Below are 26,377 nucleotides of genomic sequence, written 5' to 3' on the forward strand. Positions count from 1 at the left end.
ATTTAGACCAGTGGAGGTCAGAGAGGCCAGGTGTCAATGATGACGCGAGCCGATATCAGGGTGACTCGACGAGCCGACGCTCTGGGAGCGGAGGTGACGGGCGTCGACTGGTCCACCGAGGTCGCCGAAGAAACGGTGGCCCGGCTTCGCAAGGCATGGCTGGAGCATCATGTCCTCGTCTTCCGTCGCCAACGACTGTCGCCCGAGCGCCTGCTGGCCTTCGGGCAGGCCTTCGGTGAGCTCGAGCGAGTGGCAACCTACTCCGGTCTCGAGGGACACCCGGAGATCATGCCGCTGGTCAAGGAACCCGGCGACCGCCTGAACATCGGTGAGGGCTGGCACATCGACTCGACCTACCGGGAGCGTCCGCCCGCGGGGGCGGTTCTCTATGCGATCGACGTGCCCCCGAAGGGCGGTGACACCCTGTTCTCGAATATGTATCTCGCCTACGAAACCCTCTCGGCGGGTATGCGCCGTCTGGTCGACGGGATCGAAGTCGTGCACGCCAACGGTTTTCTGGGTGATGCCGCGGCGCGGGAGGAGCGGCAGGCGCAGCAGTCCATGAAGCTGCGCATCAAGGCGAAGGTCGAGACGGCACGACACCCGCTTTCCCGTGTTCACCCGGAGACTGGCCGCAAATGCCTCTACGTCAACAAGATGCTGGCTGACGGCGGGATGATCGCCAACCTCGCCGACATGACGGTCGAGGAAAGCGCGCCGCTCGTGAATTACCTGTGCGAACACGCGGCGCGCGATGAATTCACCTTACGCGTCACCTGGGAACCCGGAATGCTGGTGCTGTACGACAACCGTTGCCTGCAACACAACGCACCGAACGACTACCACGGTTATCGACGAGAAATGTGGCGTCTCTCGCTCGCCGGTGATAATCCTGGTTAGCGGCCCACGCGTGGATCGCCGCCGGGCCGCCAGCGGCTACCGAGCGGACCGGCCGGGGCACGTTCTGGGCAGTGCGTTCGTCATGGGCTTGTGACCTGCGGAAAGGTAGGATGTCGGACAGTCAGCGCCGAACAGAGCGAAGAGGCCGTGCCAGTCCGTACCGTGGGAAACCTTCCCGCCGAGATCTCGAGTTTCGTCGGTCGGCGCCGGAGCAGCGCCGAGGTGAAGCGGGTGTTGTCGTCGTCGCGCCTGGTGACGTTGACCGGCGTGGGCGGGGTGGGAAAATCCCGGTTGGCCCTGCATGTGGCTCGAGATGTCCGGCGGGCCTTCCCGGATGGCGAGTGGCTGGTGGAGCTGGCTGGGCTGCGCGACCCCGCACTGCTGGTGCATACCGTGGCGACCGGCATGGCCCTGCCGGCTCAGACGTCTCGTGAGCCCCTGGCGGCGTTGCTGGAGTATGTGGCGGACAAGCGCCTGCTGATAGTGCTCGACAATTGCGAACACGTACTGGAGGCGTCCGCGCGGTTGCTGAATGTGCTGCTGCCGGCCGCTCCGGGAGTCCAGGTGCTGGCCACCAGCCGAGAGCCGCTCCGCGTTGCCGGTGAGCAGGTATGGATGGTGCCGCCCTTGTCTCTTCCCCGCGGTGACGGGCCGGCCGGCTCCCGTTCACCGGCGGACTCGCCGGGCCGCTACGAAGCGTTGGCTTTGTTCGCCGAGCGTGCGGCGGCGGTGGCCCCGGGGTTCAGGGTCACCGCGGAGAACGAGGCGGCGGTGGCGCGGTTGTGTCAGCGGCTGGATGGATTGCCGTTGGCGATCGAGTTGGCCGCGGTGTGGCTGCGAGTGTTGCCCGTCGAGGAGCTCCTGGTTCGCCTGGAGAACCGCTACGACCTGTTGACCACCGGTTACCGCGGGGGGTTGGCGCATCACGAAACGTTGCAGGCGGCGGTCGAGTGGAGCTTCGACCTGTGCTCACCCGCGGAAAAAACCTTGTGGACCCGGTTGTCGGTGTTCGCCGGCGGGTGCGATCTGGACGCCGTGGAATCGGTCTGTGCCGGTGACGGACTGGATGCGGAGCAGGTTTTCACCGCGGTAGCCGGGTTGGTGGACAAGTCCGTGCTGGTCTCGGTTCCCGAACAGCATGGCGGGCCGGCACGGTATTCGATGCTGGCGACCATCCGTCAGTTCGGCCGGCAACGACTCCGGGACGGCGACGACCACGGCGCGGAGGTCGTGTTGCGACGCCGTCACCGGGATTACTACCTCGGCCTCGCCGAACGCGCCGACCGGGATGTCCTGGGACCAAGGCAGTGGGACTGGGTGATGCGGATTCGGGCGGAGCAGGCGAACCTGTGGGCGGCGTTCGAGTTCTGCCTTACCCAGCCCGGTGAAGGCCGTGCGGCATTGCGGATGGTTCGTGCGCTGTGGTTCCCCTGGACCGTTTGCGGCGTCACCCCGTCCGGTCGGCATCTGGATCGGGCACTGGCACTGGACACCCAGCCGACCCCGGAACGGGCCAAGGCCCTGTGGGTGGGCGGTTGGCTCAGGGAAAGACAGGGAGATCCTCGCTCCGCGACATCGATGCTTCAAGAGTGCGCCGCGCTGGCCCGCCGGTTCAACGATCGCAGGACGCAGGCCTACGCTGCCCAGTTCCTTGCCCGGGCCGCGATCAACCAGAACGACCTGGCAGGCGCGCTCAGACTCAACGACCAGGCCATGGCTTGGCACCGGGCGGAGCGCGGGTGGCCCCTGGCGGCCATGGCGAGTTACCCGATCCATTCCACGATCCACTGCGCGCTGGGAAACACCTCCGAGGCCATCGCGGTCGCGAAGGAGGGACGGGCCATCTGCGAACACCACGGCGACCAATGGGTATTGAGCTGGATATTGTGGGCCCTTGGCCTGGCGCAGTTGGTGGAGGGCGATGTCCGAGTGGCGACCACGCACATGCGGGAAGCACTCCGCCTCAAAGGTCTTTTCGCCGATTCGGCAGGCATTGCCAGTTGTATCGACACTCTCGCGCTCGCCGCGGCGAGTTCCGGTGATGCCGAACGCGTCGCCCGGTTACTCGGAGCCGCTGAAGAGCGGTGGAAACCCATCGGCCGACCGTTGACCAGCATGGACTTCCTGCTCGAACGGCGCGCACGTGCGCAAGCCGAGGCCAGAGCCGCCCTCGGGGACCAGGCCTTCGAGGCCGCCTGTCAGCACGGCCGGCACCTCACCGCCGATGAGGCCGTGGCCTACGCGCTTGGCAAGATCCCAGCCCCAGCGGTCGCCAAAGCCGTGTCTCCGCTGACCCCCCGGGAAGATCAAGTCGCGCGGCTCGTCGCCCAAGGACTGTCCAACAAGGACATAGCCGGCACGCTGGTCATTTCGCAACGCACCGCCGAAACCCACGTGGAACACATCCTGGTCAAACTCGGTTTCACCTCGCGCACCCAGGTCGCCACCTGGCTCAGCTCATCGGCCGACCAGTGAGGGAAGGCGGCGGGAAATGATCTCCTCCGCCTCCGAAACCACCCGGCTGACGACGCCTGCGCAGGTGTCGATGTCATTGATCAGACCTTGTGCCTGACTGGCCCACCACAGGCCGCCTTCCATGTCACCCGCACCAAGAACGTTTTCGCGGCCACGCACGCCCGAGGCGAGATCGGCGATATCGGCGAACGTGGCACCCGGTCGCCGCGAGATTTCCCGGATCTGTTCGGAAACGCTGTTGCGGGCGACGCGGGCGGTGTTGTGAAACTCGCGGAAAACCAGCAGGGTGTCGCGCTCGCCGTTCGCGACGATCTGCCGCTTGACATTCTCGTGCACAGGGGCCTCGGCGGTCGCCATGAAGCGCGTGCCCATGTTGACCCCGTCCGCTCCCAGCGCCAGCGCCGCCGCGAGGCCGGATCCGGTCGCGATGCCGCCCGAGGCGATGACGGGCACCGACAGCTTGGCGACGGCGGCCGGGATCAGCACGAGCCCGGGAATGTCGTCCTCACCCGGGTGGCCGGTGCACTCGAAACCATCGATGCTGATGGCGTCGACACCTTTACGCTCGGCCGAAAGGGCGTGGCGCACGCTCGTCGCCTTGTGCAGGACCTTGACTCCGGCGGCGTGGAAGTCGGGCAGGTGCGGCGCCGGGTCGGAGCCGGCGGTCTCCACGATCTTGACACCGGATTCGACGATCACCGCGCGGTACTCGTCATAGGGCACCGGCCGGATCGTCGGCAGGATCGTCAGATTGACCCCGAAGGGCCGGTCTGTCCGCTCTTGCGTGCGCGCGATCTCCTTGGCCAGGTCCTCCGGACGCGGCTGGGTCAGCGCGGTCAGGAACCCCAGCGCGCCGGCGTCGGCGACCGCCGAGACGAGCGCGGCCGTGCCGAGGCCGGTCATGCCACCACACACAACGGGATGGTCGATACCGAAAAGCTCGGTGATGCGCGTCCGGATCATTACGGGCACTCTTCCTTTGTTTCAGACGAATCGAGGGGGTCGCTTTTCCCGAAGCGAAGCGAGACCCTCACGAATGTCGGGGCCGCCGATTCCGAACATCTCGGCCATGGTCGAGAAATCGAATGCACCACCGTTGTCGCGATACCAGTAGTTCAGTGCCTGCTTCGTGTAGCGGAGCGCGTCCTGTGCTCCGTTCGCGAGCCGGGTCGCGATCTTCAGCGCCCGGGTGTCGACCTCTTCGTCGTCGACGGTGAGCGAGACCAACCCGATACGCTCCGCTTCCTCGCCCGAGATGGGTTCGCAGGTCAGCAGCAGGTACTTCGCCTTGGCCATACCGCACAGAAGCGGCCAGGAGATCACGGAATGGTCCCCGGCGGCGATGCCCAGGCGCGTATGCCCGTCGACCAGGCGAGCGGTTCGCGACACCACGGAGATGTCCGAGAGGAGCCCGACCACGAGACCGGCTCCGACGGCGGTGCCCCGGATTCCCGACACGATCGGCTTCGAACAGTCGATCATCGCGAAGACGATGTCCCTCGTCTCCTGGTACAGCCTGGTCCGGACCGCAGGGTCCTCGATCGCCTCGTCGATGACGTCGAAACTGCCGCCTGCCGAAAACGTGCCGTTCGCGCCTCGCACCACGACCGCGCGGACATCCGGTGCGTTCTCGATGTCCCGCCAGATCCGGGCGAGATCCGCGTGCATCTCCGCGGACACGGCGTTGAGGTTGGGTGCGTCGAACAGCAACTCCAGGACGCCGTCCGAGACGAAGCTGGGATGCAAGCTGGCGTAGGTGTCGGAAATTTCGGGCACAGCAGCCTTCCTTCTCACGGACGTTCGAGCACGGAGGCGCGGAGATCGACCTTGCTCACCTTGCCACCGGAATTCACCGGGAACTCGGGAAACTCCACCATCCGCTCCGGTATCATGAACTCCGGCAGACCGCGATCCCGCAGATATCCGGCGACCCGGTCGAGCGGAAGACCCGGTTCCTTGGGGACGACGCACAGGCACACCCGCTCACCGTAAACCGCGTCGGGAATGCCCACGACCGCCGCTTCGGCGATATCCTCCATGCCCACCACGACGTCCTCGATCTCGCGCGGGCTGATGTTCTGCCCACCCCGGATGATCAGATCCTTCGCGCGCCCGACGATCCGAAGATAACCGTCTTCGTCGAGCTTTCCGAGATCTCCGGAGCGATAGAGTCCATCAGGCGTGAACGCCGCCTCCGTCTGCGTGTCGTCGTTGAAATAACCGAGTGTCTTGATGGGATTGCGCCACTGCACTTCACCTTCCGCCGAGAGCCGGAACTCAGTGTTCGGGATGATCTTCCCGACCGAGACATAGCGCTTTTCGGCAGGATCGGAAACGGTGGTGAAGGCGGGCACCCCGCCATCGGTCGCGCCGTACATCGGCAGGATCTTGCAGCCGAACGCACGCTCTACTTCCGCGGCGACCTCAGGTGCCAGTGGCGCGCCCGCGGTGGTGACGCCACGGAGCGTGCTCAGATCGATCCGGCGATTCTTCGCGACATCAAGCAGTTTGATCACCTGAGTGGGCACCGCCACCGCGACGGCGACCTTCTCCCGTTCCATCAGGTCGAGCGCGACGACCGGATTCCAGTGCTCCAGCATCACCGAGGTCGATCCGAACAGCAGCGGGGTCAGTATCGGGAACAGATAGCCGGTCGAACCGGTGTTCGCGGGAGCGAGGTTGACGAAGACCTCTGGCCCGTCCTGTTCCAGCGTTCGCACGTAGGTGGTGAGGAAGTACCAGAGATTGTTGTCGGTATAGAGGGAGATCTTCGGCAATCCCGATGTCCCGGAGGTTACCATGCACATCCGTGGCTCGTTGGGTGACGCCTGGTGCGAGCCACGGATGGGGGTGGAACCGGCGACGATCTCGTCCAGGCTCGTACTCACCGCGACGACATCGAGGTCGGGCAGTTCACCCCGTAGCTCCGCCATCATGCCGGAATAACTGAAGTGCTCGGAGTCGGGCGGCGAGATGAACACCCGGGCCGCCGACTTCTTCAGCAGGTGGCCGATTTCCCGCGACCGCCACGCATCCGACAACGGCAGGAAGGTGAGATCGGCGCGGTCGCAGGCGAAATGCATCAGCGGGATCAACGCCGAACTCCTGCTCTGCACCGCGACGACCGAGCCGGGTGGCAGGCCAAGGCCGGAAAGCCAGCCGGCCAGCAACTGGGTCGCATCGGCGAACTGCCGGTAGGTCAGCCGCCGATGCCCGTCCGCCACGGCGAGACGGTCCCCGTGGCGCGCCGCGTTCTCGTCGAGCACATGGTAGAGCTTTTCGGACCGCCACACGCCCGAATCCGTGAGCTCACGGATTTCGGCGTCTGTCACTGCACGAATCGTCATGACCGATCCATTTCTCTTCTCAGCCGGCCGTGGGGTCCCAGGAATCGACGTCCCGCACCGATGCCTGGGCCGGGAACACCTTGGTGACAAGGACCTTGTGCAGCTCAGGATCGGGGTCGGCGCAGGCGTCCGCAAGCACCTCCGCGCGGAAATCCCGATCGGCGGCCTCACGCAGCGTCGAGAGCACGACGCCGCTGGTGGTCAGTCCGGTGAGGACCACGCGCTCGATCCGCAGCGAGCGCAGGATCACGTCGAGATCGCTGCCGGTGAACGCGCTGACCCGCCGTTTGACGAAGACGATGTCGTTGGCCGACGGCGCTATCTCGTCCGCGAACTCGGCGGTCGGGGCACCGGTATCGAAGGCACCGCTCACCGCGACACCGGTGAACATCACGTTCTGGTTGCTCACATCGGCATGGTTGGGACGCAGGCGCACGGCACCGTAGAGCACCGGCAAGCCGGCCTCACGTGCTTTGGCGACCGCCTCGGCGGCCCGTTGCACCGCCGTCAGGCCTTCCGGGCAAGCCGGGACGAGGCCACGTTGGAAATCCAGCACCAACAAAGCCGTAGTCGAGACAGTCATTCGCTTCATCGTCCTTCACGTGATCACAGGCCGAGTTCTCGTGCCCATTGGAGATTCATTCGCGCGCTTTCCAGGTACGACGCATGGAGACCACCCCGTTGTCCGTCAGGCCAGTGGAAGGTGGCCTCTCCACGCTCGCCGGCCGAGATCACCTGTTTCCAGAACGCGATTTCGCCTGCCGTCGGAGTGAACACCTCGTGCGCCAGTTCCACGCCGTCCGGATCGGTGAGTATCCCGAAATAGCCGAGGTCGCGCTGGGACTCCGCCCAGGCCCGGATCCCGGCGGTATCGTGCGGCGACCCGGCCCATACCCCGGTGACCGGGTACCGGATTCCGGCCGCACGGATGTCCAGCAATACCTTGGCGCGCAAGTACAGGCTCTCGTCACCACCCGGCGTCCAGCGGTACCTGATCGACTGGTAGACATCGCCGAAGCGCGAAGTCATCCCGCCCAGACAGGTCACCCGGGGTGATGCCGTGGCGATCTCATACGCCTGCCGGATCCCCTCCGCGGACTCGAGGAACGGGAACACCTGGGTGCTCCCGAGCAAGCGGCCGTGCTCGGCCTCCACGCAGGTCAGCACTCCGTCCAGCATGTGGATATCGCTCGCCCGCGCCGCCTTGGGCAGCAGCACCCCGGTCAGCGCGGGGGTCATCACCGCGGCCAGGTCCGCCGTGGTCAACCCGGTGCTCGGGGGATTCACCCGCACGAAATAACGAGTCCGTCCGTCATCGGGCACCGAGTGAAGGTACTCGCTTACCGCCTGACGCGCTTGCCGTCGCTCCGCGGGACCATAGGGATAGCCGGGATCCTCCAGATCCAGGAAAAGCGCGTCCGCGCCCGCTTCGACCGCCTGGGCCACCGCGGCTTCGTCGGCAGCCCCCACGTACACGAGGCTGCGAATCGGACGCACCTCACCGTTGGCCGCCATCGGCAAACTCATAGTAGCGCACTCCAAGCCAAGGCACCGCTGCCTAATCGCTATTCACATCTATCTAAGCATCATTCACTCATCGGCGCAAGGAGTCAGCGATGCGTGGAGACGAAGGCGGCTATGCGCTCCTTCGCCTCGCGTCCCGCGCCCAGACCGGCGATGGTCACGGCCTCACGGCGTAGCTGGTCCACATGGGACTCTTCGATACCCTGGCGGAGCAGGATCGCCGCCTGGCCGAGCGCCGGCGCGGGGCCGGCCGCGATCGCTCCGGCGAGTTCGTCCACCCGGCCCGGCAACCGCTCCGCGGAACAAACCTCGGTCACCAGTCCCCACTCCTCGGCCTCGACGGCGGTGAGGACGCGGCCGGTCAACGCGAACACGGCGGCCCTGCGTGGCCCGACGACGCGAGGCAGCAACGCACTCACTCCGCAGTCCGGCGACAACCCCACTCCGGGATAGGCGATGGCGAACTTCGCCGGATCCGCCGCGACCGCGATGTCCGCGGCCAGGACCAGGCCGACGCCGGCTCCAGCAGCCGTTCCCTGCACCTGCGCGATGACCGGGACAGGTGTCCGGCGTAGCGCGTCGAGTGCCTCATGCATCGTTCCGGCGAGTTCGGCGAGATACCCGGAGCGGTCGGCACTGGCGGCCATTTCTCCGACATCACCACCACCGCAGAACAGTTTGCCGGTGGCCGCCAGAACCAGCACCCGCACCTGCTCGTTCCGCGCCGTTTCGACGATCGCCCGCCGGAACGCTCGCGCCGTCGAGAGATCGAGCGCGTTCCCGGTTTCCGGGCGGTTGAGCGTAATTCTGGCTACGCCGTCCACGATCGGATCGTTTCGAATGGTCATTTACGCCAGCCTAACGCCGGTTCACCTCATCGACAACCCGCCTCGACAGCGGGTTCCGGCTCGTGCTAAAAATTTTCCAGATCCGTTGCCACGGACAAGCGAACATCGATGACGGGGAGAAGTGCAGTGGGTGACCTTACCGGTCTGCGGGCGCTGATCACCGGCGGCACAAAGGGTATCGGCGCGGCGATCGCCCGGCACCTGGGCGACGCCGGAGCGCTGGTCGTGGTGTCGGCTCGAAACCCTGGTGGTGACCAGGGCGCTGGTCACTTCATCGCGGCCGACGTGTCGACTCCTGACGGGCCGGAGCGGCTCGCGCGTGAAGCGGCCGAACATCTCGGCGGTATCGATATTCTCGTCGACAACGCCGCAAGCCAGACCCGGGTTCCCGGCGGGGCGCTGGCGATGACCGACGCCGACTGGCTCGCCGATCTGAACGGCAGTCTGCTTTCCGCGGTCCGGCTGGATCGCGCCGTGCTGCCCGGCATGATCGCCGCCGGCGGCGGCGTGATCGTCCACATTGGCTCCGGCGCCGCCCGGCTGCCCCAGCCGGCCGCGCTCGCGTATGGGACCGCGAAGGCGGCCCTGGCGACCTACAGCAAAGGGCTCGCCAACGAGGTCGGCCGGCACAACGTGCGCGTCAACCTCGTGTCTCCCGGCATCATCGAAACCGCCGGACTGACCACTCGGCTCCATCAACTGAGCGCGGAAGGCGACACAGATCTCGACACTGCCCGCCGCCGGTTTCTGGAGAACTTCGACGTTCCGCTCCACCGGGTCGGCACCGTGGACGATGTCGCGTCGCTGGTCCGGTTCCTCGTGTCGCCGGCCGCGAGCTACATCACCGGTACCAATCACGTTATCGACGGCGGGCTTTTCCCGACTGTCTAGACTCGCGCGACCGGCACCGGGCTTGGGCGGCCAGAGGCACTGAGCGCGGTTCGAGCCCGTCGGCGTATGAGGCAAAAGAAAGGATTTTCGGTGACCGAATCGACTCCGCGTGTCTTCGCCTCCGTCGACGAAGTAGTGGCGGCGGCCGGTCTCCAGCTCGGGCCGAGTGAACCGCTGAAAATCGACCAGCAGCGGGTCGACGGTTTCGCCGAGGTCACCGACGACCATCAGTGGATCCACGTCGATGTGGAGCGATCCGCTGATGGTCCTTGGGGTGGCACGATCGCGCACGGTTTCCTGACCCTCTCACTGGTGCCGCGGTTCGCCCGTCTTCTGTACCGCTTCGAGTTCGGTGGCGCCCGGCTGAACTACGGCCTCGACAAGGTCCGCTTTCCGGCTCCCGTGCCCACCGGTTCGGTTTTGCGGGCGAGCGCCACCATCGGGTCGGTCCGGCCGAATCCGGCGGGCACGATCATCACCACGAACGTCGTCATCACCGTCGAGGGTGCCGGAAAACCGTCTTGTATCGCGGATTTACTGGTTCTGGTCACCCAGGGCGAAAGGTGAGACGTCAGGCCGCCGGGATGGCCGGCCGGATCAGGTCGGCGCTGGTGACATACGCCTCCGCTTCGAGGTTGTGCACGTGCGGTTCACCGAGACTGAAGCCAGCGGCCGAGTCAAGTCGCTCGGTGTCCTCAGTGGACAGTACAAGATCGACGGCTTGGAGATTCTCGGTGAGATCGGCGGCGGTCGGAGCGGAGGTGATGGGGACCAGCGCCGTGGCGGAACGCCGCGCCCGGTCCAGCACCCAGGCCAGCCCGACCTGGGCCGGCGTGGCACCGAGCTCGCCGGCGACCTTGGCGACGGTGTCACGCGCCGCCAGGTCCGCCGGGGTAGGACGGCCCCCTCGCCGGGACGGCTCCGGCCGCTGATGCCCTCGTGCGTGCCGAACAATCCGGTACCCAGCCCGATCTCCGAAACGCGTAATCCGTTGTTCCGCCCGAAGGTCCGGTATTTCATGATGCTTACTCCCTTATTCTGGCGTGCTGACGCCGACCGACGATCCGCCGTCGACGACGAGTGAGGCTCCGGTGACATAGCTGCTGTCATCGGAAGCGAGGAACAGCGCGGCCTGAGCGACCTCGCTGGGTTCGGCGAGTCGCGGGATCGGAAAGCCCGCGGCCATCACCTCGGCGGCGCCGAGGTAGCCCTCTTCTTCGAGCATTTGGGTACGGGTGCCGCCCGGGTGTACCGCGTTGGCTCGCACTCCGTCGTGGCCCTAGGCCACGGCGACATGCCGGACCAATGCGGTCAGGGCGGCCTTGGCCGCCTGATAGGCCGCGTTGACCGGCAGGGCCACCTCATTGCCGTTGGTCGCCGAGATGACGACGATCGAGCCGTGGCCGCGGGCACGCATGCCGGGCAGCACCGACCGGATGCCGTGGAAACCACCCGTGAGATTGACCTCCAGCGATCCGGCCCATTCGGTGTCGGTGAGATCGGCCAGCGCGGGCATGCTGTACCGGAAAGCGTTGCTCACCAAGACATCGACGGGGCCGAACCGGCGTTCCGCCTCGTCCCGGGCCGCGTCCCAGTCCGAGCGCGAGCGGACGTCGAGATGCCGGTAGAGGCCGGAACCTCCGGCCTCGGCAATGGTGGCGGCGACCTTCTCGCCTTCGCTGTCCCGGACATCGGTCAGAATCACGGACGCGCCCTGCGCCGCGAACAGGCGCGCGATGCCGGCCCCGATACCGCGTCCCGCGCCGCTGATCATGGCAACCTTGCCGGCCAGTCGCCCGCTCATGAAGCACTCGGCACGGCGTAGAGGCGCTCGGCCTCGCGACGGGTCTGGTGCAGTTCCCAGTAGGTCTCGGCGATGACCTCCGGCCGGCTGTCCGGGCCTGCCTGGCCGATCCAGGTCGCGATCGCCACGTGCGCGGCATACACACCGCGGGGTTCGAGGGCCGCGTGCAGGTTGAGCACCCAGTTCCGCAGCGCCCCGGACGCGGCGGCGATGTTGGCGAACGGCGGGTGTATGACCGGGCCCGACGACGCCCCGGTGCTGACCAGGATCGTCCCGGTCCCGCGGGCGACCATGTCGGGCAGGACCTGCCGGACCGCCGTCACCCCGCCGAAAAGATGCACATCCAGTTGCGGGAGCAACGACTCGACGGTGACCTCGGCCGCGTCGACCGCACCGATCGTGCCGGGATCACTCGGCGCCGGGGAATACTCCAGCACCTCGATCGCCTCGAAGCGCGCTTTCACGTCATCGAACGCCTTGACCAGACCGGGACGGTCTGGTCACATCGGCCACGAAGCCTTCGGCGCGCACGCCTGCCCCGCTCAGACCCTCCACGAGCGTGTCGAGCGTGCTCGCGTTACGGCCGATCAACGCGATGTCGAAACCCTCAACACCGAAACGGTGGGCGATCGCCCGGCCCAACCCATGACCCGCCCCCACGATGACCGCAGTACTCATTTACCCTCCCAGAACCATTTAATCCTACAAGTCGTTTATAGCACTACACGATTCAAGATGCTAGACTATTGCCATGGCTGATAGGTCACTGCTCGACGAGCACCGTTCACGACCCGGGCTGATGCTGGCGCTACTCGGCAACGAGGCCATGCGGCGCCTGCGTGACGCGCACACCGCCCACGGCCTCAGTCCCCGGCAGTTCGAACTCCTGGGGCTGCTGCACGACCGCGGCCCCCTCGGGCAAACCGAACTCGGACAACTCATGGGCATCGCGCCCAGCATCCTGGTCACCCAGCTCAACCCACTCGAAACCGAAGACCTCATCGTGCGGGAGAGGGACCAGGCCGACCGCCGACGCCACGTCGTCGCCCTCACCGACACCGGACGCACCCGCCTGCGCGAAGCATCCAAAGCGCAACACGAAGCCGAAGACGCCCTGTTCGCCAAACTGACCGCCACCCAGCGTCAGCAACTAGGACGGCTCCTGACCGTGATCCGCGATGACCTCACCAACGGCGACGACAAGTGCGCGAGCCCCGCCTCCCTCGAGGAACAACAACCCAAATAAACAGTCCCCGGCGCGGCATGCGCGCCGGGGACCAATGCCTGCCTTCTTCGCGGTTCAGCTCTCGGCGAGCGCGGAGGTCGCCGAGAGCGCTTCCAGCGCGTTGATCACCTCGGCGGTCTCTTCGAACAGGACGCGAGGTTCGCTGATCGGGTCCGCGGAACACACGGCGGCCCAGTTGTCGCGCAGATCCTCGACCGTCACGCCGTTCGCGCGAGGTGACAGCCAGCCCCGCCCCAGTGCGGCGAAAACGCGGGCATAGCGGCCCGCGCAGGCGGAGAACACCTCACCGTTGGCCGCACAGTCCGGTTGGGCGAGCAAGACGACGAGTGGTGCCACCAGTTCGGGCGCGCGCCGCTTCTCGATCTCACCCCGATACACCGCTCCGTGACGCTCCCGCATCTCCCGGTTTCCCGGGATCGGGTTGTCGACACTGATCGTCGTCGCGGCGAACGGCAGTACGACATTGACGTTGATGCCGCATTCCGCGCCCTCCTGGGAAAGCGCGCGGGCGAGCCCGAAAACGCCCGCCTTGGCGGCGCAGTAGTTGCTGTTCGCGGCTTGGGAGAACATGCCGGCACTCGAACCGGTCATGATCACCCGTCCGTGGCCCTTCGCCTTCATGACCCGCCAGGCCGGCTGGGTTACGAAGAACGCCGCCCGCAGGTGGACGTCGAGGATCGAGTCGATGTCGTCGATGCTCAGGTCTTCGAACCGGCCCGGTCGCAGGAAACCGGCGTTGTTGACCACGATGTCGACGGTGCCGAACGACGCCACGGCCTTCGCCGTGATCGCCTCTCCTCCGTCGGGTTCACTGACGTCGCTGGTGTCGGCGACCGCCGCGCCGCCCGCCGCGACGATCGCCTCCACGACTTCCCGCGCGCGTTCCTCGTGCAGATCGTTGACGACCACGCGCGCGCCGCGCGCGGCGAGTGCCAGTGCCTCCGCGCGGCCCAGTCCCTGTCCGGCTCCCGTAACGATCGCGACCTGCCCGGCCAGGGTCCGGGGTTCAGACATCCGCGTCCACCTCGAATTCGATGTCGATGTGCAATGCGTTCAAGCCACGGAACTGCGTGCTGGGGACATGATCGAGGTTCTGCCCGGGTACGAGCCGGATGTCGCCGACCCGGGCCAGGAACGTTTCGAACGCGATCCGGCCTTCGAGCCGGGCCAGCGGCGCGCCGAGACAGAAATGCGGACCCACGCCGAAGGCGACCTGAGCATGGACGTTCGCCCGGTCGGCCGCGAACTCGGCGGAGCCGGAGAACTCACTCCCATCGCGGTTGGCGGCGCCGAACATCAGGAGTACGCGCGCGCCGGCCGGAATCGTGACACCGCCGATCGAGGTGTCCCGCGTCGCGATCCGGGGTGCCCACTGCACCGGCGATTCCATTCTGAGCGTCTCTTCGAGCGCCGCCGGAATGCGCGAGAAATCCTCCCGCACGGCACGCAAACGGCCCGGCTGCTCCAGCAGTTTCAGCATGGTCATCGAGATCAGGTGCGCCGTCGTGATCACCCCGCCGCGGATCACCGTGACCACATTGTCCCGGACATAGTCGATGTCCAGGGCCCCGTCCCGGGCGACCTGCCGGGCGATCATCCCGCTCAGCTCGTCGTCACCGGGGTTGTCCGCAAGCCGGAGAATCGTGCGCGTCAAGTTCTCGGTGGCGCCGTGGGCACTGGCCTTCTGGAGCTCCTGCACCTCCGGCGGCAGGAAGCTCAGGCCACCATTGTCCACTCGGGACCAGCCATCGAGCCAACCCAGATCCTCGCGCGAGAAACCCATCATATCGGTCAGCACGAGAAGCGGCAGCCGCTCGGCGAAATCGGCAACGAAATCGATCCGGGTGCGGCCCTTGAGATCGTCGATCAGATCCTGGCAGATCTCGGTGATCCGGCCGGTGCGGGCACGGAGCCGGCGGGGTTTGAAGGCGTTGCCGCAGAAGTCGCGTTTCGCCCTGTGGTCGGGCGGATCGGCCTCCAGCAGGCTCTGGGTCTCCTTTCCGTCGCCGGTCTCGTTGAAGGGGTTGTACCGGCTCCGGCTGCCGACGCTGGAGAAGGTCTCGTGGTCCTTCGCGATCGCGGTGACGTCTTCGAACCGGGTGACGAGGAAGTCGGTCGTTCCCGGAATCCGGTAGACCGGCGCCTCCGCGCGCAACCAGTCATAGAGGGGGTAAGGGTTTTCGGCGCCCTCGAGCGAGGGATAGTTGACGTGGACGGGACACTGGTTCATGCCGCACCTCCCGAAGTGTCTGCTGTGGACCTGGGTAACGCCAGCGACTCGGCGAGCCGGCCGGCGTCCGGTTGCTCGTCCAGCGTGTCGATCAACGAGACGACGGCACGGGCCCGCCGCTCGCCCAGCACGGGTTCGGCCAGTCCCAGGAACTTCCCGACGGTGTCGGAGTAGGTCATCGGGTTCCCGGGACTGCCCTTGGCCCAGTCGACCTTGCGCTCGATCACGCTCCCGTCGGAGTGCGCCACGCGGACCTCCGCTTCGGTAATGCGCTCGTAGGTATCCAGCAGCGCGACCCTGGCCGTCAGTTCCCGGACGTCCGGACGGCGAACGGCGCCGTCGGTGAAATCCGGCGCGGAGGACTGTCCCGACAACAGTGCGGACGCGACCGCGTACTGGGTGCTGAACTTTCCCTCCAGGCCGGTCGCGGGCGCGGGGATCCCGGCGGAGTGAACGGTGACCGAGGAAACCGCGCACTCGACCCGCTCGATCCGCTCCGGCCGGACTTCCTCCGACAACGCGATGGCCCCGTCGATGGCGGCGTGAATGGCACCGCACGCCGCGTACGGTTTGATCGCGTTGTCCAGCAGGAGCCAGCGCGAACCCAGTTCTCGCCCGAGAGGCCGCTCCGGGTCCGCTCCGGCCAGTACGGCGGGCAACCCCCGCTCACCGTCGAGCACCCGCGAATTGCCGGTGAAGCCGGCTTCCGCGAGCAAGGCCGACAGCACACCATCCGCGGCGGCCTTCCCTGCGTGCAACGGCTTGCCCATCGTGCCGAAGCTGGCGAGCAGGCCCGCGGCCTGCGTCGCGGCGATCCCCAGGCACGTCGCCAAGCCTGGGGTGTCCAGGCCGATCAGCTTGCCGGCCCCGGCCGCCGACCCGAGGTGTGTCAGCACGCCGGTCGGATGAAAACCCTTGTAGATCAACGGATGTCCGATGACGGTGGACAGGTGCGCGTGCACCTCGTACCCCGCGACGAAGCTGGTGAGGAAATCTTCACCAGTGGATCGCCGGTCCTCCGCGACGGCGAGCAGCGCGGCGGCCAGTCCGGCCGAAGCGTGGATGACGCCCTCCGCCAGATAGTCGTCGAAATCCAGCGCGTGTGCCGCGGCGCCATTGATCAGAGCCGCGGTTTCGATCCCGGCGGTGGCCTTCCGGCCCACGATCGTCACGGCTCCGGTGTCCGCACGCTTCGCGGCCACCAGCGCGTCGGCCAGCGGCTGCGCGCTCCCGGCAAGCGCGACTCCGGCCCAGTCGAGGATCGCGCGCTTGGCCGCGTCCTGGACGGCGGCAGGGATATCGACCAGTTTCAGATCGTGGGCGAACGCCGCGAACCGGGCGGTGGTGTTTTCCGATGGCATTTCAGCCTCCCCGCTGGGCACGGACCGCACCGAGTGCGATCAGCTTTTCCGCGTCCGGACCGCTGATGCCCGCCTCGGCCAGGATTTCCCAGGTGTCCTCGCCGATCAGCGGCGCTTCGTGGCGAACCTGGCACGGGGAATCGAATCCGACGGGCATAGCGATCCGGAGGTAGTCCCCGGCGACGGGATGCCGCGCGGAGGTGACCACACCGCGCGCCCGGCCTGGGCCGGAGATGACTTCTTCGAGATCGTTGACCGGAGCCGCGGCGATGTCCAGCGATGCGCAGACCTCGAGCCAGTGCGCCGTGGAGTGCGCGGGAAGCTCTTGATCCAGCCAGGCATACATGCTCGGCGCCATCTGCTTGACTTCACGTTCGGAACGGCCGTCGAGCGCCGCCCGGTGTTCCTCCCGGCCGAGACGGGACCAGAGCCGGTCCCAGTCGCGAGCCGAGTAGGGCATGATCACGATCCACCCGTCTTCCGTCCGATGTGGACGACGGTGCGGAGTGAGCACGCGATCATAGCCCGGCTTGCCCAGCGGTGGACGCGAAGTCGCGCCGCTGAGGTGCTCGACGAGCGTGAAGGCCACCATCGTGTCGAACATCGGCACCTCCACCTCCTGGCCGGCACCGGTCCGGGTCCGCTCGAACAGCGCGGCCAGGACGGCATAGACGATCGTGAGGCCGCAGACCTTGTCGGCGAGCACGGTCGGGAGCAGACCGGGCTCCCCGGTCACCCGTTCGCTCAGCGACGCCAGCCCGCTCGCGGCCTGGATGACATCGTCGTAGGCCGGATCGTCGGCCTCTGGCGTGTCACCGCGGTAACCATGGGACCGGCAGTACACGATTGCCGGTTGCCAGGCACGGACGTCTTCGTATCCGACGCGGAGCTTGCGCAACGCCGAAGGCCGCAGGTTGGTCAGGAAGACGTCGGCACCTGCCGTGATGCGACCGAGCACATCGTGTCCCTCGGCGGTGCGGAGATCCACCGCGATGGACCGCTTGTTGCGGTTGAGGTTGAGGGCCGGGCCCGAGAGCTCGGAATGCGGTCCGAGGCCGATCTGGCGGTTGGGATCGCCTTCGAAGGACTCGACCTTGATCACGTCGGCGCCGAGATCGCCGAGGATCTGGCCGGCCAGCGGCACCATCAGCACCGTGCCCAGTTCCACCACCGTGATTCCGCTCAGCGGCCCACCGGATGTCATGCTGTGTCCTTCCGCGACCTGCACGTCCCCGGTTCGATCGCGCTCAACACGGCCCACGCGTCGTCACCGGCGACGGCCGCGCCCAGCCGCGCGCTCCACTCGTCCTCGGTGCCGTCCTCGTCCTGCCACGACCACAGGCGACGGGTCAGCTGATGCAAGGGGTACTCGGCGGTGACGCCGATGGCACCGTGCAACTGGTGCGCGGCGGCCGAAACCAGCCGTGCCGCCCTGGAGGTCATCACCTTGGCCGTGCCGCACTCGATCTCTCCGGCCTGTTCGTCCTCGGCCGCTCTGATCGCGACCGCGAGTGCCACCCGTGCCAGCGACACCTCGGCGGCCAGTGCCGCGACCGCTTGCGCGACCGCCTGGAAGCGCGCGATTGGGCGACCGAACTGCTCCCGTCGCCCGACGAAGTCCAAAGTCAGCTCACGAGTCCCTTCCAGGGCACCGAAAAGCTGGGCCGAGCGCGACAGGGCCGCACGCTGCCGCACCTCCTCGACCGTGAACGGCAGCGTCCGGTACCCGGCCTCGCCCACGGCGACTTCGTAATGGACACGCTGCCTCGGCTCGCCCGCGAGGTTGACACCGCCTTCGACCTTGACGAGGGCAGGATCGACAAGCGCGACCAGCCACTGTCCCCCGGCCTGGACGACGGTGGCGATTCGCGCCGACTCGGCCGCCCACGGAACGCCTTCGGCGGTGCCGCTGATGACCAGTCCTGATCCATCGAGGCGACCGGCCAGCGAGTCGCCCGGGCCCGCTCCGGCGACCGTGAGCGGGCCGGGCGGGATGCTCAACCCCGCCGACTCCAGCAGCCAGGACGCCACCAGCACCGTCTCCGCGATCGGCAACGGCAAGGCATGCCTGCCCACGGCCTTGGCGACCTCGGCGGCATGCGAGACCGTGCCACCCGAGCCGCCGAGGGCCTCACCGGCGCCCACGAGCGTCAGTCCCAGTGACTCCAGTTCATCCCACAGTCGTCGCGAAGCCTCGGCCGAAGGCTCGACGGCGTGCCAAAGGTCCTGGGCGACCTGATCCAGCAGCACGCGCAGTTCGTCGGTCATCGGTTCACCAACTGCCGGGCCGTGACGGTGCGGAGCATTTCCGTCGTGCCACCACGCAAGGTGAAGGTCGAGGACGCGATCTGCGCGGCCCTGAGGTGGGCTTCGAGTTCGGGGTGATCGGACACCGCCGAGCCGAGCGCACGGCGGATGAGTTCCACGCTGTCTTGTTCGAAAGTCGTGCCGGCGTCCTTTGCGAGCGCCGCCTCGGCGGCGAAGTCGAGGCCCGCCTGGCTCCGCTCCATCACCTCGAAGGTCAACGCCCGCAGCGCGAGGAGCCTCGCGGCCAACTGTCCCTTCACCGCCGCCAGGCAGGCGTCCTCCAGCGCGAAAAACCTCGCCAGGAGCGGATAGGTACTCAGGTAGCGGTCGGGGCCGTTGCGTTCCCAGCCCAGCTCCCGCGTCACCTGTTCCCATCCCCGGCCGACGTCGCCGATGACATCGGAATCGGGCACGAACACCCGGTCGAAGAAGACCTCGGCGAACTCGGCCTCGCCGCTCATCGTGGGGATCGGCCGCGCGGTGACCCCCTCGGCTGTCATGGTGACCATCAGCTGACTCAACCCCTCATGCCGCTGGGCGGATTCGCTGGTACGGCACAGGACGAACATGTAGTCGGCATGATGCCCGGCGCTGGTCCAGACCTTTTGCCCGGTGAGTTCCCACCCACCTTCGACCCTGGCCGCTTTCGTCCGCACGGAGGCGAGATCCGAGCCCGAGTCCGGCTCGGAGAGCCCGATCGCGAAACACAGTTCGCCCCGCACGATTCCGGGCAGAAGCCGGTGCTGCTGCTCTTCGGTGCCGATCCGCAGCAGCATCGGTGCGACCTGCCGTTCCGCCGCCCAGTGCGCCAGCACGGGTGCACCGGCGGCGAGAAGTTCCTCGGCCACGACGAATCGTTCCCGATGCGAGCGTCCCGCACCGCCGAAACGACCGGGGACGGTCATCCCGACCCAGCCACGCGCGGCGAGGCGCCGGGTGAACTCGCGGGAGAAACCCCGCACCCATGAGTCGATCTTGGGCACGAACCCGCCCGCCGTGACCTCCTCGGCCAGGAAGCGGCGGACATCCGCACGCAACGCCGCGTGGTCCCCGGCCGCGGGCGCCATCAGTGCCCGACCAGAACGTTCGGAATCGAGTCCACGATGTACTTGGGCTCGAAGATCCGCTCGGCATAGCGCCAGCCCTGGCCGGTGCGGCGCAACTTGTCCCGGTAGACGCCGAACATGGACACCTCGCACTTCCTCTGTTCGTTGAGGAACAGCAGATAGCACTGGACGGTCGCGGAATCGCCGTCAATGGTGATGGCGTAGTCGGAGGTGATGTGGAACCCGTGCGGCCGCCTGTCGAAGATCTTCGTGCCGAGTTCGTCGATGCCCTGGGCACGGTTGGTCGACTGGTAACGTTCGAAATAGCCGTCTTCCGTCCAGCAGCTCAACCAGCCCTCCCGGTCGTCCAGGTCGAGCGTGTGCATGTACTTGGCCGCCAGTTCCAGAATCGCGTCGCGGTCGCCCATGACCTCTCCTCCGTCATCGATGAGCGGGTTTTTCGTCCGAATCGGCGGGCAGGCCCGCCACCAGCGCGCTCCACGCGAGCCCGCACAGTTCGCCGACCGACAACTCCGCTCGCGTGGAATAGGTGCGTGACAGGTCGTTGACGATCGTCATCGCGGCGTGCACCCGGACCGACGCCTCTGCCGGTGTCACTTCCGGATAGCACTTGCGCAACTGACGGCCCCAGGTCTTGACGTAGCGGACCCAGGAATCCACCGCGGGCTGCCGCTCGTCATCGGCCAGGTGCGGGATCTCGCTCAGCAAGGCCTCGACGATATGCGGCTCATGCGTCACCAGGCGCGCATAGGAATTCAGTAGGGCCCGCATCGCGCCACAGTCATCCGTGGCGGTCTTGAGCGCCGCGGAGGCGTCCGCGGACAAGCGTGCGTTCGCCCGTCCGAGCACCGCGGCGAGCACGGCGCCCTTCGAGGTGTAACGGTAGTAGATGCTCGGGCCTGCCATCCCGACCGCCTGCCCCAGTTCCTCCATCGAGACCTTGTGGTACCCGCGGGTTCCGTACAGTTTCGCAGCCGCTTCCACAATCGCCCGGTCGGTCGAATCCAATTCGTCGTCCTCCACCGTGCGGGCCGAGACGGTCGCGATCTTCTCACCGGACCATTCCAGGTCACGGGAACTGCGCGGTGAGTCGGCGCCAACACCGAGGATCAACTGCCGCATCAACGCTTGCAGTCGCGTTTCCGACATCTTCGTGTCGTGGTAGGAAAGACTGATCAGCACCGAGATCGTGGCCCATGCCCTGGCGATCGCGGTAGGCCGGCCGGCCGGTTCGTCGATATTGCCCGAAATGCGTTTGGCGACCATGCGAAGCCTGCTCGCCAAACTGGCGTAAGCCGATTCCGGCAGGTTGCGCGCTTCGCGCTGCCACAGGACACCGAGATCGCGGTGCGTGGTCGCGATCGGTGTCAGGACTTCGGCGACGTTTTTCCATCCGTGACACTCGTCGAGTGCGGATTCGTAGTCGAGGAAACGGCGATCCAGGATGATCTCGAGCAACTTCTGCTTGCTGGACACGTGCCGGTAAAGCGCACTGGCCGTGATACCCACCTCGCGGGTCACGTCGGCCACACCGGTGTTCTCGAATCCGCCGCCGCACATCAGGCGTGCGCCCGCCTCGATGATTTCGTTCAGTCGCTGGGACTTGCGCCGCTCGCGGCGCACCGGCACGCCGGTGAATTCAGTCATGACGGCCGCCCCGGGATCCGGCATCGAGGTGAATATCCATTCGACAATCATACGAACGGCCATGGCTGGGCTCCGCGGCCATCAGGCACCTTCCAGCCGGCCGAAACGGGGCGCCCGCCGCTCCACGAAGGCGGTCATTCCCTCGGCCGCATCGCGGCTGCCGGCCAGCGAACGCATGACCTCCGACTCACGGCGGCGAGACTCGCCGAAACTCCCCTCCTGCCCGTCAGCGAGCAGGCGCAGGGTCTCCCAGCGCGCCCGCGGGGATGTCCCCAGGCCGATCGCCCTCGCCATCTCGACCGCGCGCTCGATCAGGGCCGCGGGCTCGCCCACTTCGGTGACCAGTCCGGCATCACGTGCTTCTTCCGCCGCGATCACGCGCCCGGTCAGCATCCACTCGGTCGCGCGGGACAACCCGACCAGCCTGGGCAACAGCCAGGTCGATCCACCCTCCGGGACCACGCCGACCTTCCCGAATCCGAAGCCGAAACGCACCCCACGGGCGGCGATGCGCACGTCGGCACCCAGTGTCAACGTCGCGCCGCCCCCGACCGCGTCGCCGTTGACCGCGGCCACCACCGGGACGGGACCGGACCGTAGCAGCGTGGTGACCCGCCCGGCGGGCTCCAGCCAGCCAGGCCGCTCACCGCCGTCCGCGGCGATCAGGTCCGACAACGCGGTGGGCCCGGCGGCGAGGTCCGCGCCGACGCTGAACACGCGCCCGCTGCCCGTCAGGACCACCCCGGCCACCGACGCGGTCGACATCGCGGTGCGCAGCGCATCCTCGAGCGCGCCGAATGCCTGCGCGGACAAGGTGTTACCACGCTTCCCGCACATCGTCAGCACCTCGACCGGTCCGGCCGTCGTGGTTTCGACGCGGAACGAATCGGCAGTCATCCCGCGCTCCTCAACGCTGACCGGCAAGCTGGACACCGGACAGCTCGGCGATCAGCTGCAACGCGAGGAAACGGGAAAAGATGCGCGCCTCGGGTAAACCCCCGCCGATGACCCACAAGGCCTCCTGCGCGGTGGGACGGCAGATGTTGCGCAGCTCTCCCTCGTCGTCCAGTCCCCATACCGGACCGATCGCCTCGGCCACCGCACTGCCCAGCATGCCGGCCACCGTGTCGGTGAAAGGCCGGTACCCGGTGGCGAGCACGAGGGCGTCGAACTCCCGGTGGGAGCCGTCCCGGTAAACCAGGCCCCCGGAGTCGAATCCGGTGGTGTGGTAAGCGTTGACGACATCGATCTTGCCCTCGGCGATCAAGCCGGAGCAGCCCACGTCGATGTAGTACCCGCCACCAGTACGCAGGAACTGCATCTGGAAACCAGTGCCATCGGATCCGCTGTGGGTCCGGAAACCGGCGCGGTGGAGGCCCTGGATCAACTCGTCGTCGAGCGCGCGGATCTCTTTGGTCAACCGCCGCGTCAGCTCGCGCTTGACCGGGTACGGGACCGAAATACTCAAAAGGTCTAGCTTGTCCAGGGGCAGGCTCGTGCGGTAATGAGCGTACACTTTTTCGGCACCCGGTCGCAGGCTCGCGACGATCGTCTCGCTCCGCTGCATCATCGCGACACTCGCGCCGTGCCAGTACAGATCCTGCGCGATGTCATGACCGCTGACACCGCTGCCGACCACGAGCACACGCTGACCGCGGAACCGCGCGCCATTGGTGTAGTCGCTCGAATGCAGGACGTCGCCCTGGAATTCGCCGAGCCCGGGGATCTCCGGACGTTTGGCCATCCCGCTGACACCGATAGCGAGCACAAGCTGCTTGGGTCGTAGCGTCCGGCGCTCCCCCTGGCGGGAAACGACCACGTTCCAGCACCGGTCCGCGGAATCGAATTCCCCGGCTTCGAACGAGGTGTTCGTCCAGACATTGAGCTCCATGCTCTGGGCATAGCTTTCCAGCCAGTCCGCGAGCTTGTCCTTCGGTATGTAGGCCGGCCAGTTCTCCGGGAACGGCAGGAAGGGCAGATGGTCACCGAATTTCTGGTTGTGCAGCCGCAACATGTGGTATCGCTTGCGCCAGTTGTCGCCGACCCGCTCGTTCTTGTCGACGAGCAGCGTGTCGACGCCGGCCTGTCGCAGGCGGGCGGCCAGCGCCAGCCCGCACTGCCCCGCGCCGACGATGAGGACCTCAGGTTCCCGATCGGCGTAGGCCAGTTCGACCTTGCGGTAGTCGAGCCAGTTCCGGCGATCCTCGCCTTCATAAGCGTGCTCAGTCGGACGCGCCGCAGGCTCGCGGACGAGATCGTCCCGTAGTTTCGCCAGCGCGGTCAGCAATGTCCAGGCTCGCACCGTCCCGGACTCATCGTCGATCAGGCGCACGACCCCTTCACCGTGCCCGGTGGCAGTCTCGAAACGGAAGACGACTTCGACCGCGGGACGTCCGGTCCGCTCATTGCGCTCAATGTGGACGGTCTCGGTCACCCTGAACACGAAGCCACCGTCGCGCTCCACCGAGCTTTTCAACGCTTCCTCGATCGGACCACGCCCATGCAGCGTTCTGAAGTCTCCGGTGAAGGCCAGAATGTCGCGCCACGAGGCCCCCTCGGCGAACAGCGCACCGACCTGCGACGTCTCCCCACTCATCAGGCACGTCTCGAAGCTCGCGAGCCACGAACCCGCCCGCGAGTCGACGCCACTGGTCGCGGTGACCACTTCGGCCATGTGTCGTTCTCCTTCGAACCCTGCCCGGCGTGCGACTCGAATCGCGGTTCACTGATCTCTAATCTTCATTCACACCTTAGCCACGAGTCCGCCGCGTGGCAACAACCTGTGCCCTCTGGAATGTCCTGCCCGGCCACGAGTGGTGGGTGCCGACCGCGGACAGCGGTAACCCGGTGCGTTCAGTCAAGCCGTGCCCGTGGTAGAGCCGGGCGAACGGCCACGGCTCGAGCGGGAGGGCTACCTCAAACAGCTCGAAACCCCGTCGAGGATCAACGAGTCCGGTTCGCTAGCTTCCAGTACGACCACGCCGTCCGAGACCTGGTGGCGTCGAGCATGTAGCGCTCGGTGATGCCGGGGGCTGGCGCCCAAGGCGAGGTCGGACTGCTCGAGCCGATAGGTCCAAGCGGTTGGTCGACTCGTCGACCACGAGCAGGTTGCCCCACGGGCTACAGAACACGAGGGCGACTCTGCTTCGTTCTCATGACTACAACGGTGATCGGCAGCCTGGCCACCTACCCACCGGCAGACCCCTTTCGGTCAATTTTCGCGGCATGAGAACATGCGCCAGTCAAGGTGTCTACGAGCGCTGTGCACCAAGAACTGGACCGAACAGGGTCCACCGAGGGCGAGAAAAAGAGGGCTCCCACAGGCTCTGACCTGCGAAAACCCTCTTGGCCGTCGGGGCGACAGGATTTGAACCTGCGACCCCTAGCACTTGATCAATAAACGCTGTCCTCACAACTGTTCATCCAGCTCAACAACGAGCGTAACACACCGAGTTAAGGTGTCCATCCGCCGTATTCTGCCGACCGTCATGGACACCATTTAGTCAAATTTTCCGACTCTTGCTGGCCGTTCGATTCATTTCCGGTAATCACGCGCACCGGCCTGCTCGACGACCTTACGTTCGCTCCGAAGCGCCACCCCACATCGACATCAGCCAAGCGAGGTCGATCGTTGCTTTGTGCCGGGCGTTCGTGGCGCGGGTGAACAGTTCGCCGGTTTTCGTCAGCACCAATGTGTAGGGCCGTCCTTGTCGCCGGGTCTGGTGCCGTACCGGCAGGCCGGCCGAGTCGATCTGGGCGTGCACGTGCCGCCGTCCCTCTGTCGCCAGCGGCCACTCGAAGACCTGCCGCGAGCGGGAGCCGAGAAACGCGGCCAGCGTGTCGCAGAGGCCGCATCCGCACCCGGTCCAGGGGATCGACCAGTCGTCTTCGTCGCGGGGTGGCTGGTCGGCCATCGCGCGGAGTCGCTGCGCGCAGTCGCGCACGACCGCATCAAGCCCGGCTATGCTCCGCGCGCCCACGAATTTCAGTGCCGGAATCAGGCACTCCAACACGGTGTCCTCGTACTCGCACAGCGCTCCGGTAATCTCCTCGCGCAGCGTGTCGTCGGCTGCTTCCAGCAATTTCACCAATGGTGAGCTCAGCAGTTCCAGCTGCGGTCGGCGGATTTCGCCGCGCGCGGTGGTGATCCAAAGCCGGAGCCTGCCGTCCATCCAGTGCCACGCCCGCGCGGCCAGCAGTCGCGCCGCTTCCGGCCGCCCGGCGGTACACAACCCTTGGCACAGGCCTGGCAACCCATCGTTGATCCACTCCGACCGGTCCGCTGTGGAGTGATGACCTTCCCTGAACCACCCCTCGATGACCTCCCGCGTCCACGCCGGGCCGTACCGCTCGGCGGCCATGGCCAGTCTCTCCGCATGGTCCCGCGTGATCATCTCCACCCGGAACGGCTCCAACAGCATTGACGCCGTGTCGGCAACGCCCAAGGCCCTGCCCGGCGTCGCCGGCACACCCGTGACTTCCTCGCACTCCTCACCAACGTAGCGGCCACAGACCCCGCAACCACCGCCCGCGCAGCCCGCGACCTCTTCGCCGACCCCGTCAACACGGCCTGCGTTCTGCTCTCAACCGACGACACCCGCCGCACCGAACAACGACTCCGCAACTGCATCCTCGCCACCGCGGCAACCACCGACCCAGCGCTCGCCGGAAGCTTCGCCGCCGATCTACCCGCCCTCCGCAGTGCCGATCCCCGCGACGAACCCGCGCTC

The 26,377-nt window shown here is 66.8% G+C and carries 25 protein-coding genes and 1 pseudogene; 5 read left to right on the forward strand and 21 right to left on the reverse strand.

The genetic code is table 11. The annotated features are described in order from the left end of the window. Positions 1–39: 39 nt before the first annotated feature. Together ACFSXZ_RS36685 and ACFSXZ_RS36690 are read left to right on the forward strand one after the other, a co-directional pair. Positions 40–900 carry a TauD/TfdA dioxygenase family protein gene (locus tag ACFSXZ_RS36685; RefSeq protein ID WP_378270695.1) on the forward strand — a complete coding sequence of 287 codons (861 nt, stop codon included), beginning with the start codon at positions 40–42 and terminating at the stop codon, positions 898–900. 147 nt (positions 901–1,047) lie between these two features. Beyond that, a complete protein-coding gene (locus ACFSXZ_RS36690; RefSeq protein WP_378270697.1) occupies positions 1,048–3,375 on the forward strand; it encodes a LuxR C-terminal-related transcriptional regulator in 2,328 nt (775 codons plus the stop codon). Here the strand turns inward: ACFSXZ_RS36690 and ACFSXZ_RS36695 are convergent. The 6 genes from ACFSXZ_RS36695 to ACFSXZ_RS36720 all read right to left on the reverse strand — a co-directional run bounded on the left by ACFSXZ_RS36695 (position 3,358) and on the right by ACFSXZ_RS36720 (position 9,094). Beyond that, positions 3,358–4,338: an NAD(P)H-dependent flavin oxidoreductase gene (locus ACFSXZ_RS36695; RefSeq protein WP_378270698.1), complete on the reverse strand. Its 981-nt coding sequence runs from the start codon at positions 4,336–4,338 to the stop codon at positions 3,358–3,360. The genes ACFSXZ_RS36690 and ACFSXZ_RS36695 overlap by 18 nt on opposite strands. A 21-nt stretch (positions 4,339–4,359) precedes the next feature. Next, positions 4,360–5,151: an enoyl-CoA hydratase/isomerase family protein gene (locus tag ACFSXZ_RS36700; RefSeq protein ID WP_378270700.1), complete on the reverse strand. Its 792-nt coding sequence runs from the start codon at positions 5,149–5,151 to the stop codon at positions 4,360–4,362. A gap of 14 nt (positions 5,152–5,165) precedes the next feature. Continuing rightward, the gene (locus tag ACFSXZ_RS36705) at positions 5,166–6,722 is read right to left on the reverse strand and encodes a class I adenylate-forming enzyme family protein (RefSeq protein ID WP_378270701.1); all 1,557 of its coding nucleotides are present in this window, start codon (positions 6,720–6,722) and stop codon (positions 5,166–5,168) included. A 19-nt stretch (positions 6,723–6,741) separates the two neighbouring features. Then, a complete protein-coding gene (locus ACFSXZ_RS36710; protein WP_378270702.1) occupies positions 6,742–7,305 on the reverse strand; it encodes a cysteine hydrolase family protein in 564 nt (187 codons plus the stop codon). A 23-nt stretch (positions 7,306–7,328) separates the two neighbouring features. Then, the gene (locus ACFSXZ_RS36715) at positions 7,329–8,249 is read right to left on the reverse strand and encodes an HpcH/HpaI aldolase/citrate lyase family protein (RefSeq protein ID WP_378270704.1); all 921 of its coding nucleotides are present in this window, start codon (positions 8,247–8,249) and stop codon (positions 7,329–7,331) included. Positions 8,250–8,332: 83 nt separating this feature from the next. Further along, positions 8,333–9,094 carry an enoyl-CoA hydratase/isomerase family protein gene (locus tag ACFSXZ_RS36720; RefSeq protein ID WP_378270706.1) on the reverse strand — a complete coding sequence of 254 codons (762 nt, stop codon included), beginning with the start codon at positions 9,092–9,094 and terminating at the stop codon, positions 8,333–8,335. A gap of 126 nt (positions 9,095–9,220) precedes the next feature. Between ACFSXZ_RS36720 and ACFSXZ_RS36725 the strand changes: the two genes are divergently transcribed. Together ACFSXZ_RS36725 and ACFSXZ_RS36730 are read left to right on the forward strand one after the other, a co-directional pair. Continuing rightward, positions 9,221–9,985 carry an oxidoreductase gene (locus ACFSXZ_RS36725; RefSeq protein ID WP_378270707.1) on the forward strand — a complete coding sequence of 255 codons (765 nt, stop codon included), beginning with the start codon at positions 9,221–9,223 and terminating at the stop codon, positions 9,983–9,985. Positions 9,986–10,075: 90 nt separating this feature from the next. After that, entirely contained in the window at positions 10,076–10,552 is a 477-nt protein-coding gene (locus ACFSXZ_RS36730; RefSeq protein WP_378270708.1) for a MaoC family dehydratase, read from the forward strand. Between the two features lie 4 nt (positions 10,553–10,556). Here the strand turns inward: ACFSXZ_RS36730 and ACFSXZ_RS36735 are convergent, their stop codons facing one another. The 4 genes and pseudogenes from ACFSXZ_RS36735 to ACFSXZ_RS36750 all read right to left on the reverse strand — a co-directional run bounded on the left by ACFSXZ_RS36735 (position 10,557) and on the right by ACFSXZ_RS36750 (position 12,467). Beyond that, a complete protein-coding gene (locus ACFSXZ_RS36735) occupies positions 10,557–11,000 on the reverse strand; it encodes an aldo/keto reductase (protein ID WP_378270747.1) in 444 nt (147 codons plus the stop codon). Between the two features lie 18 nt (positions 11,001–11,018). After that, a pseudogene (locus tag ACFSXZ_RS36740) lies at positions 11,019–11,789 on the reverse strand (SDR family NAD(P)-dependent oxidoreductase). Beyond that, positions 11,786–12,253, reverse strand: a complete 468-nt coding sequence (locus ACFSXZ_RS36745) for a hypothetical protein (protein WP_378270709.1) — start codon at positions 12,251–12,253, stop codon at positions 11,786–11,788. Before ACFSXZ_RS36745 ends, ACFSXZ_RS36740 begins: the two are co-directional and overlap by 4 nt. 1 nt (position 12,254) lies before the next feature. Continuing rightward, positions 12,255–12,467, reverse strand: coding sequence for an SDR family NAD(P)-dependent oxidoreductase (locus ACFSXZ_RS36750; RefSeq protein WP_378270710.1), 213 nt, complete (start codon positions 12,465–12,467; stop codon positions 12,255–12,257). Between the two features lie 73 nt (positions 12,468–12,540). Between ACFSXZ_RS36750 and ACFSXZ_RS36755 the strand changes: the two genes are divergently transcribed. Beyond that, on the forward strand, positions 12,541–13,035 hold the full coding sequence (locus tag ACFSXZ_RS36755; RefSeq protein ID WP_378270712.1) for a MarR family winged helix-turn-helix transcriptional regulator: 495 nt from the start codon (positions 12,541–12,543) through the stop codon (positions 13,033–13,035). Positions 13,036–13,089: 54 nt separating this feature from the next. Here ACFSXZ_RS36755 and ACFSXZ_RS36760 read toward each other — a convergent pair whose 3' ends face one another. The 11 genes from ACFSXZ_RS36760 to ACFSXZ_RS36810 all read right to left on the reverse strand — a co-directional run bounded on the left by ACFSXZ_RS36760 (position 13,090) and on the right by ACFSXZ_RS36810 (position 26,068). Beyond that, a complete protein-coding gene (locus ACFSXZ_RS36760; RefSeq protein ID WP_378270714.1) occupies positions 13,090–14,049 on the reverse strand; it encodes an SDR family NAD(P)-dependent oxidoreductase in 960 nt (319 codons plus the stop codon). Further along, complete coding sequence (locus ACFSXZ_RS36765) at positions 14,042–15,265, reverse strand: cytochrome P450 (protein ID WP_378270715.1); 1,224 nt, start codon at positions 15,263–15,265, stop codon at positions 14,042–14,044. Before ACFSXZ_RS36765 ends, ACFSXZ_RS36760 begins: the two co-directional genes overlap by 8 nt. Beyond that, positions 15,262–16,626: an MmgE/PrpD family protein gene (locus ACFSXZ_RS36770; RefSeq protein ID WP_378270717.1), complete on the reverse strand. Its 1,365-nt coding sequence runs from the start codon at positions 16,624–16,626 to the stop codon at positions 15,262–15,264. The genes ACFSXZ_RS36765 and ACFSXZ_RS36770 overlap by 4 nt, the downstream gene beginning before the upstream one ends. A gap of 1 nt (position 16,627) precedes the next feature. Next, positions 16,628–17,830 carry a CaiB/BaiF CoA transferase family protein gene (locus tag ACFSXZ_RS36775; RefSeq protein ID WP_378270719.1) on the reverse strand — a complete coding sequence of 401 codons (1,203 nt, stop codon included), beginning with the start codon at positions 17,828–17,830 and terminating at the stop codon, positions 16,628–16,630. Continuing rightward, positions 17,827–18,894 (reverse strand): acyl-CoA dehydrogenase family protein, encoded by a 1,068-nt coding sequence (locus tag ACFSXZ_RS36780; RefSeq protein WP_378270721.1) that lies wholly within the window; start codon positions 18,892–18,894, stop codon positions 17,827–17,829. The genes ACFSXZ_RS36775 and ACFSXZ_RS36780 overlap by 4 nt, the downstream gene beginning before the upstream one ends. Then, positions 18,891–20,000 carry an acyl-CoA dehydrogenase family protein gene (locus ACFSXZ_RS36785; protein WP_378270722.1) on the reverse strand — a complete coding sequence of 370 codons (1,110 nt, stop codon included), beginning with the start codon at positions 19,998–20,000 and terminating at the stop codon, positions 18,891–18,893. The genes ACFSXZ_RS36780 and ACFSXZ_RS36785 overlap by 4 nt, the downstream gene beginning before the upstream one ends. After that, positions 20,000–20,407, reverse strand: coding sequence for a nuclear transport factor 2 family protein (locus tag ACFSXZ_RS36790; RefSeq protein WP_378270723.1), 408 nt, complete (start codon positions 20,405–20,407; stop codon positions 20,000–20,002). The genes ACFSXZ_RS36785 and ACFSXZ_RS36790 overlap by 1 nt, the downstream gene beginning before the upstream one ends. 13 nt (positions 20,408–20,420) lie before the next feature. After that, positions 20,421–21,647: a TetR/AcrR family transcriptional regulator gene (locus tag ACFSXZ_RS36795; protein WP_378270725.1), complete on the reverse strand. Its 1,227-nt coding sequence runs from the start codon at positions 21,645–21,647 to the stop codon at positions 20,421–20,423. Positions 21,648–21,728: 81 nt separating this feature from the next. Next, positions 21,729–22,544 (reverse strand): enoyl-CoA hydratase/isomerase family protein, encoded by an 816-nt coding sequence (locus ACFSXZ_RS36800; RefSeq protein ID WP_378270727.1) that lies wholly within the window; start codon positions 22,542–22,544, stop codon positions 21,729–21,731. A 10-nt stretch (positions 22,545–22,554) separates the two neighbouring features. Continuing rightward, positions 22,555–24,321 carry an FAD-dependent oxidoreductase gene (locus ACFSXZ_RS36805; protein ID WP_378270729.1) on the reverse strand — a complete coding sequence of 589 codons (1,767 nt, stop codon included), beginning with the start codon at positions 24,319–24,321 and terminating at the stop codon, positions 22,555–22,557. A gap of 901 nt (positions 24,322–25,222) precedes the next feature. Further along, positions 25,223–26,068: a hypothetical protein gene (locus ACFSXZ_RS36810; protein WP_378270730.1), complete on the reverse strand. Its 846-nt coding sequence runs from the start codon at positions 26,066–26,068 to the stop codon at positions 25,223–25,225. Between the last annotated feature and the right edge of the window lie 309 nt (positions 26,069–26,377).

The sequence above is a fragment of the Amycolatopsis pigmentata genome, from assembly GCF_042684065.1.
Classification (GTDB): Bacteria; Actinomycetota; Actinomycetes; order Mycobacteriales; family Pseudonocardiaceae; genus Amycolatopsis_E; species Amycolatopsis_E pigmentata.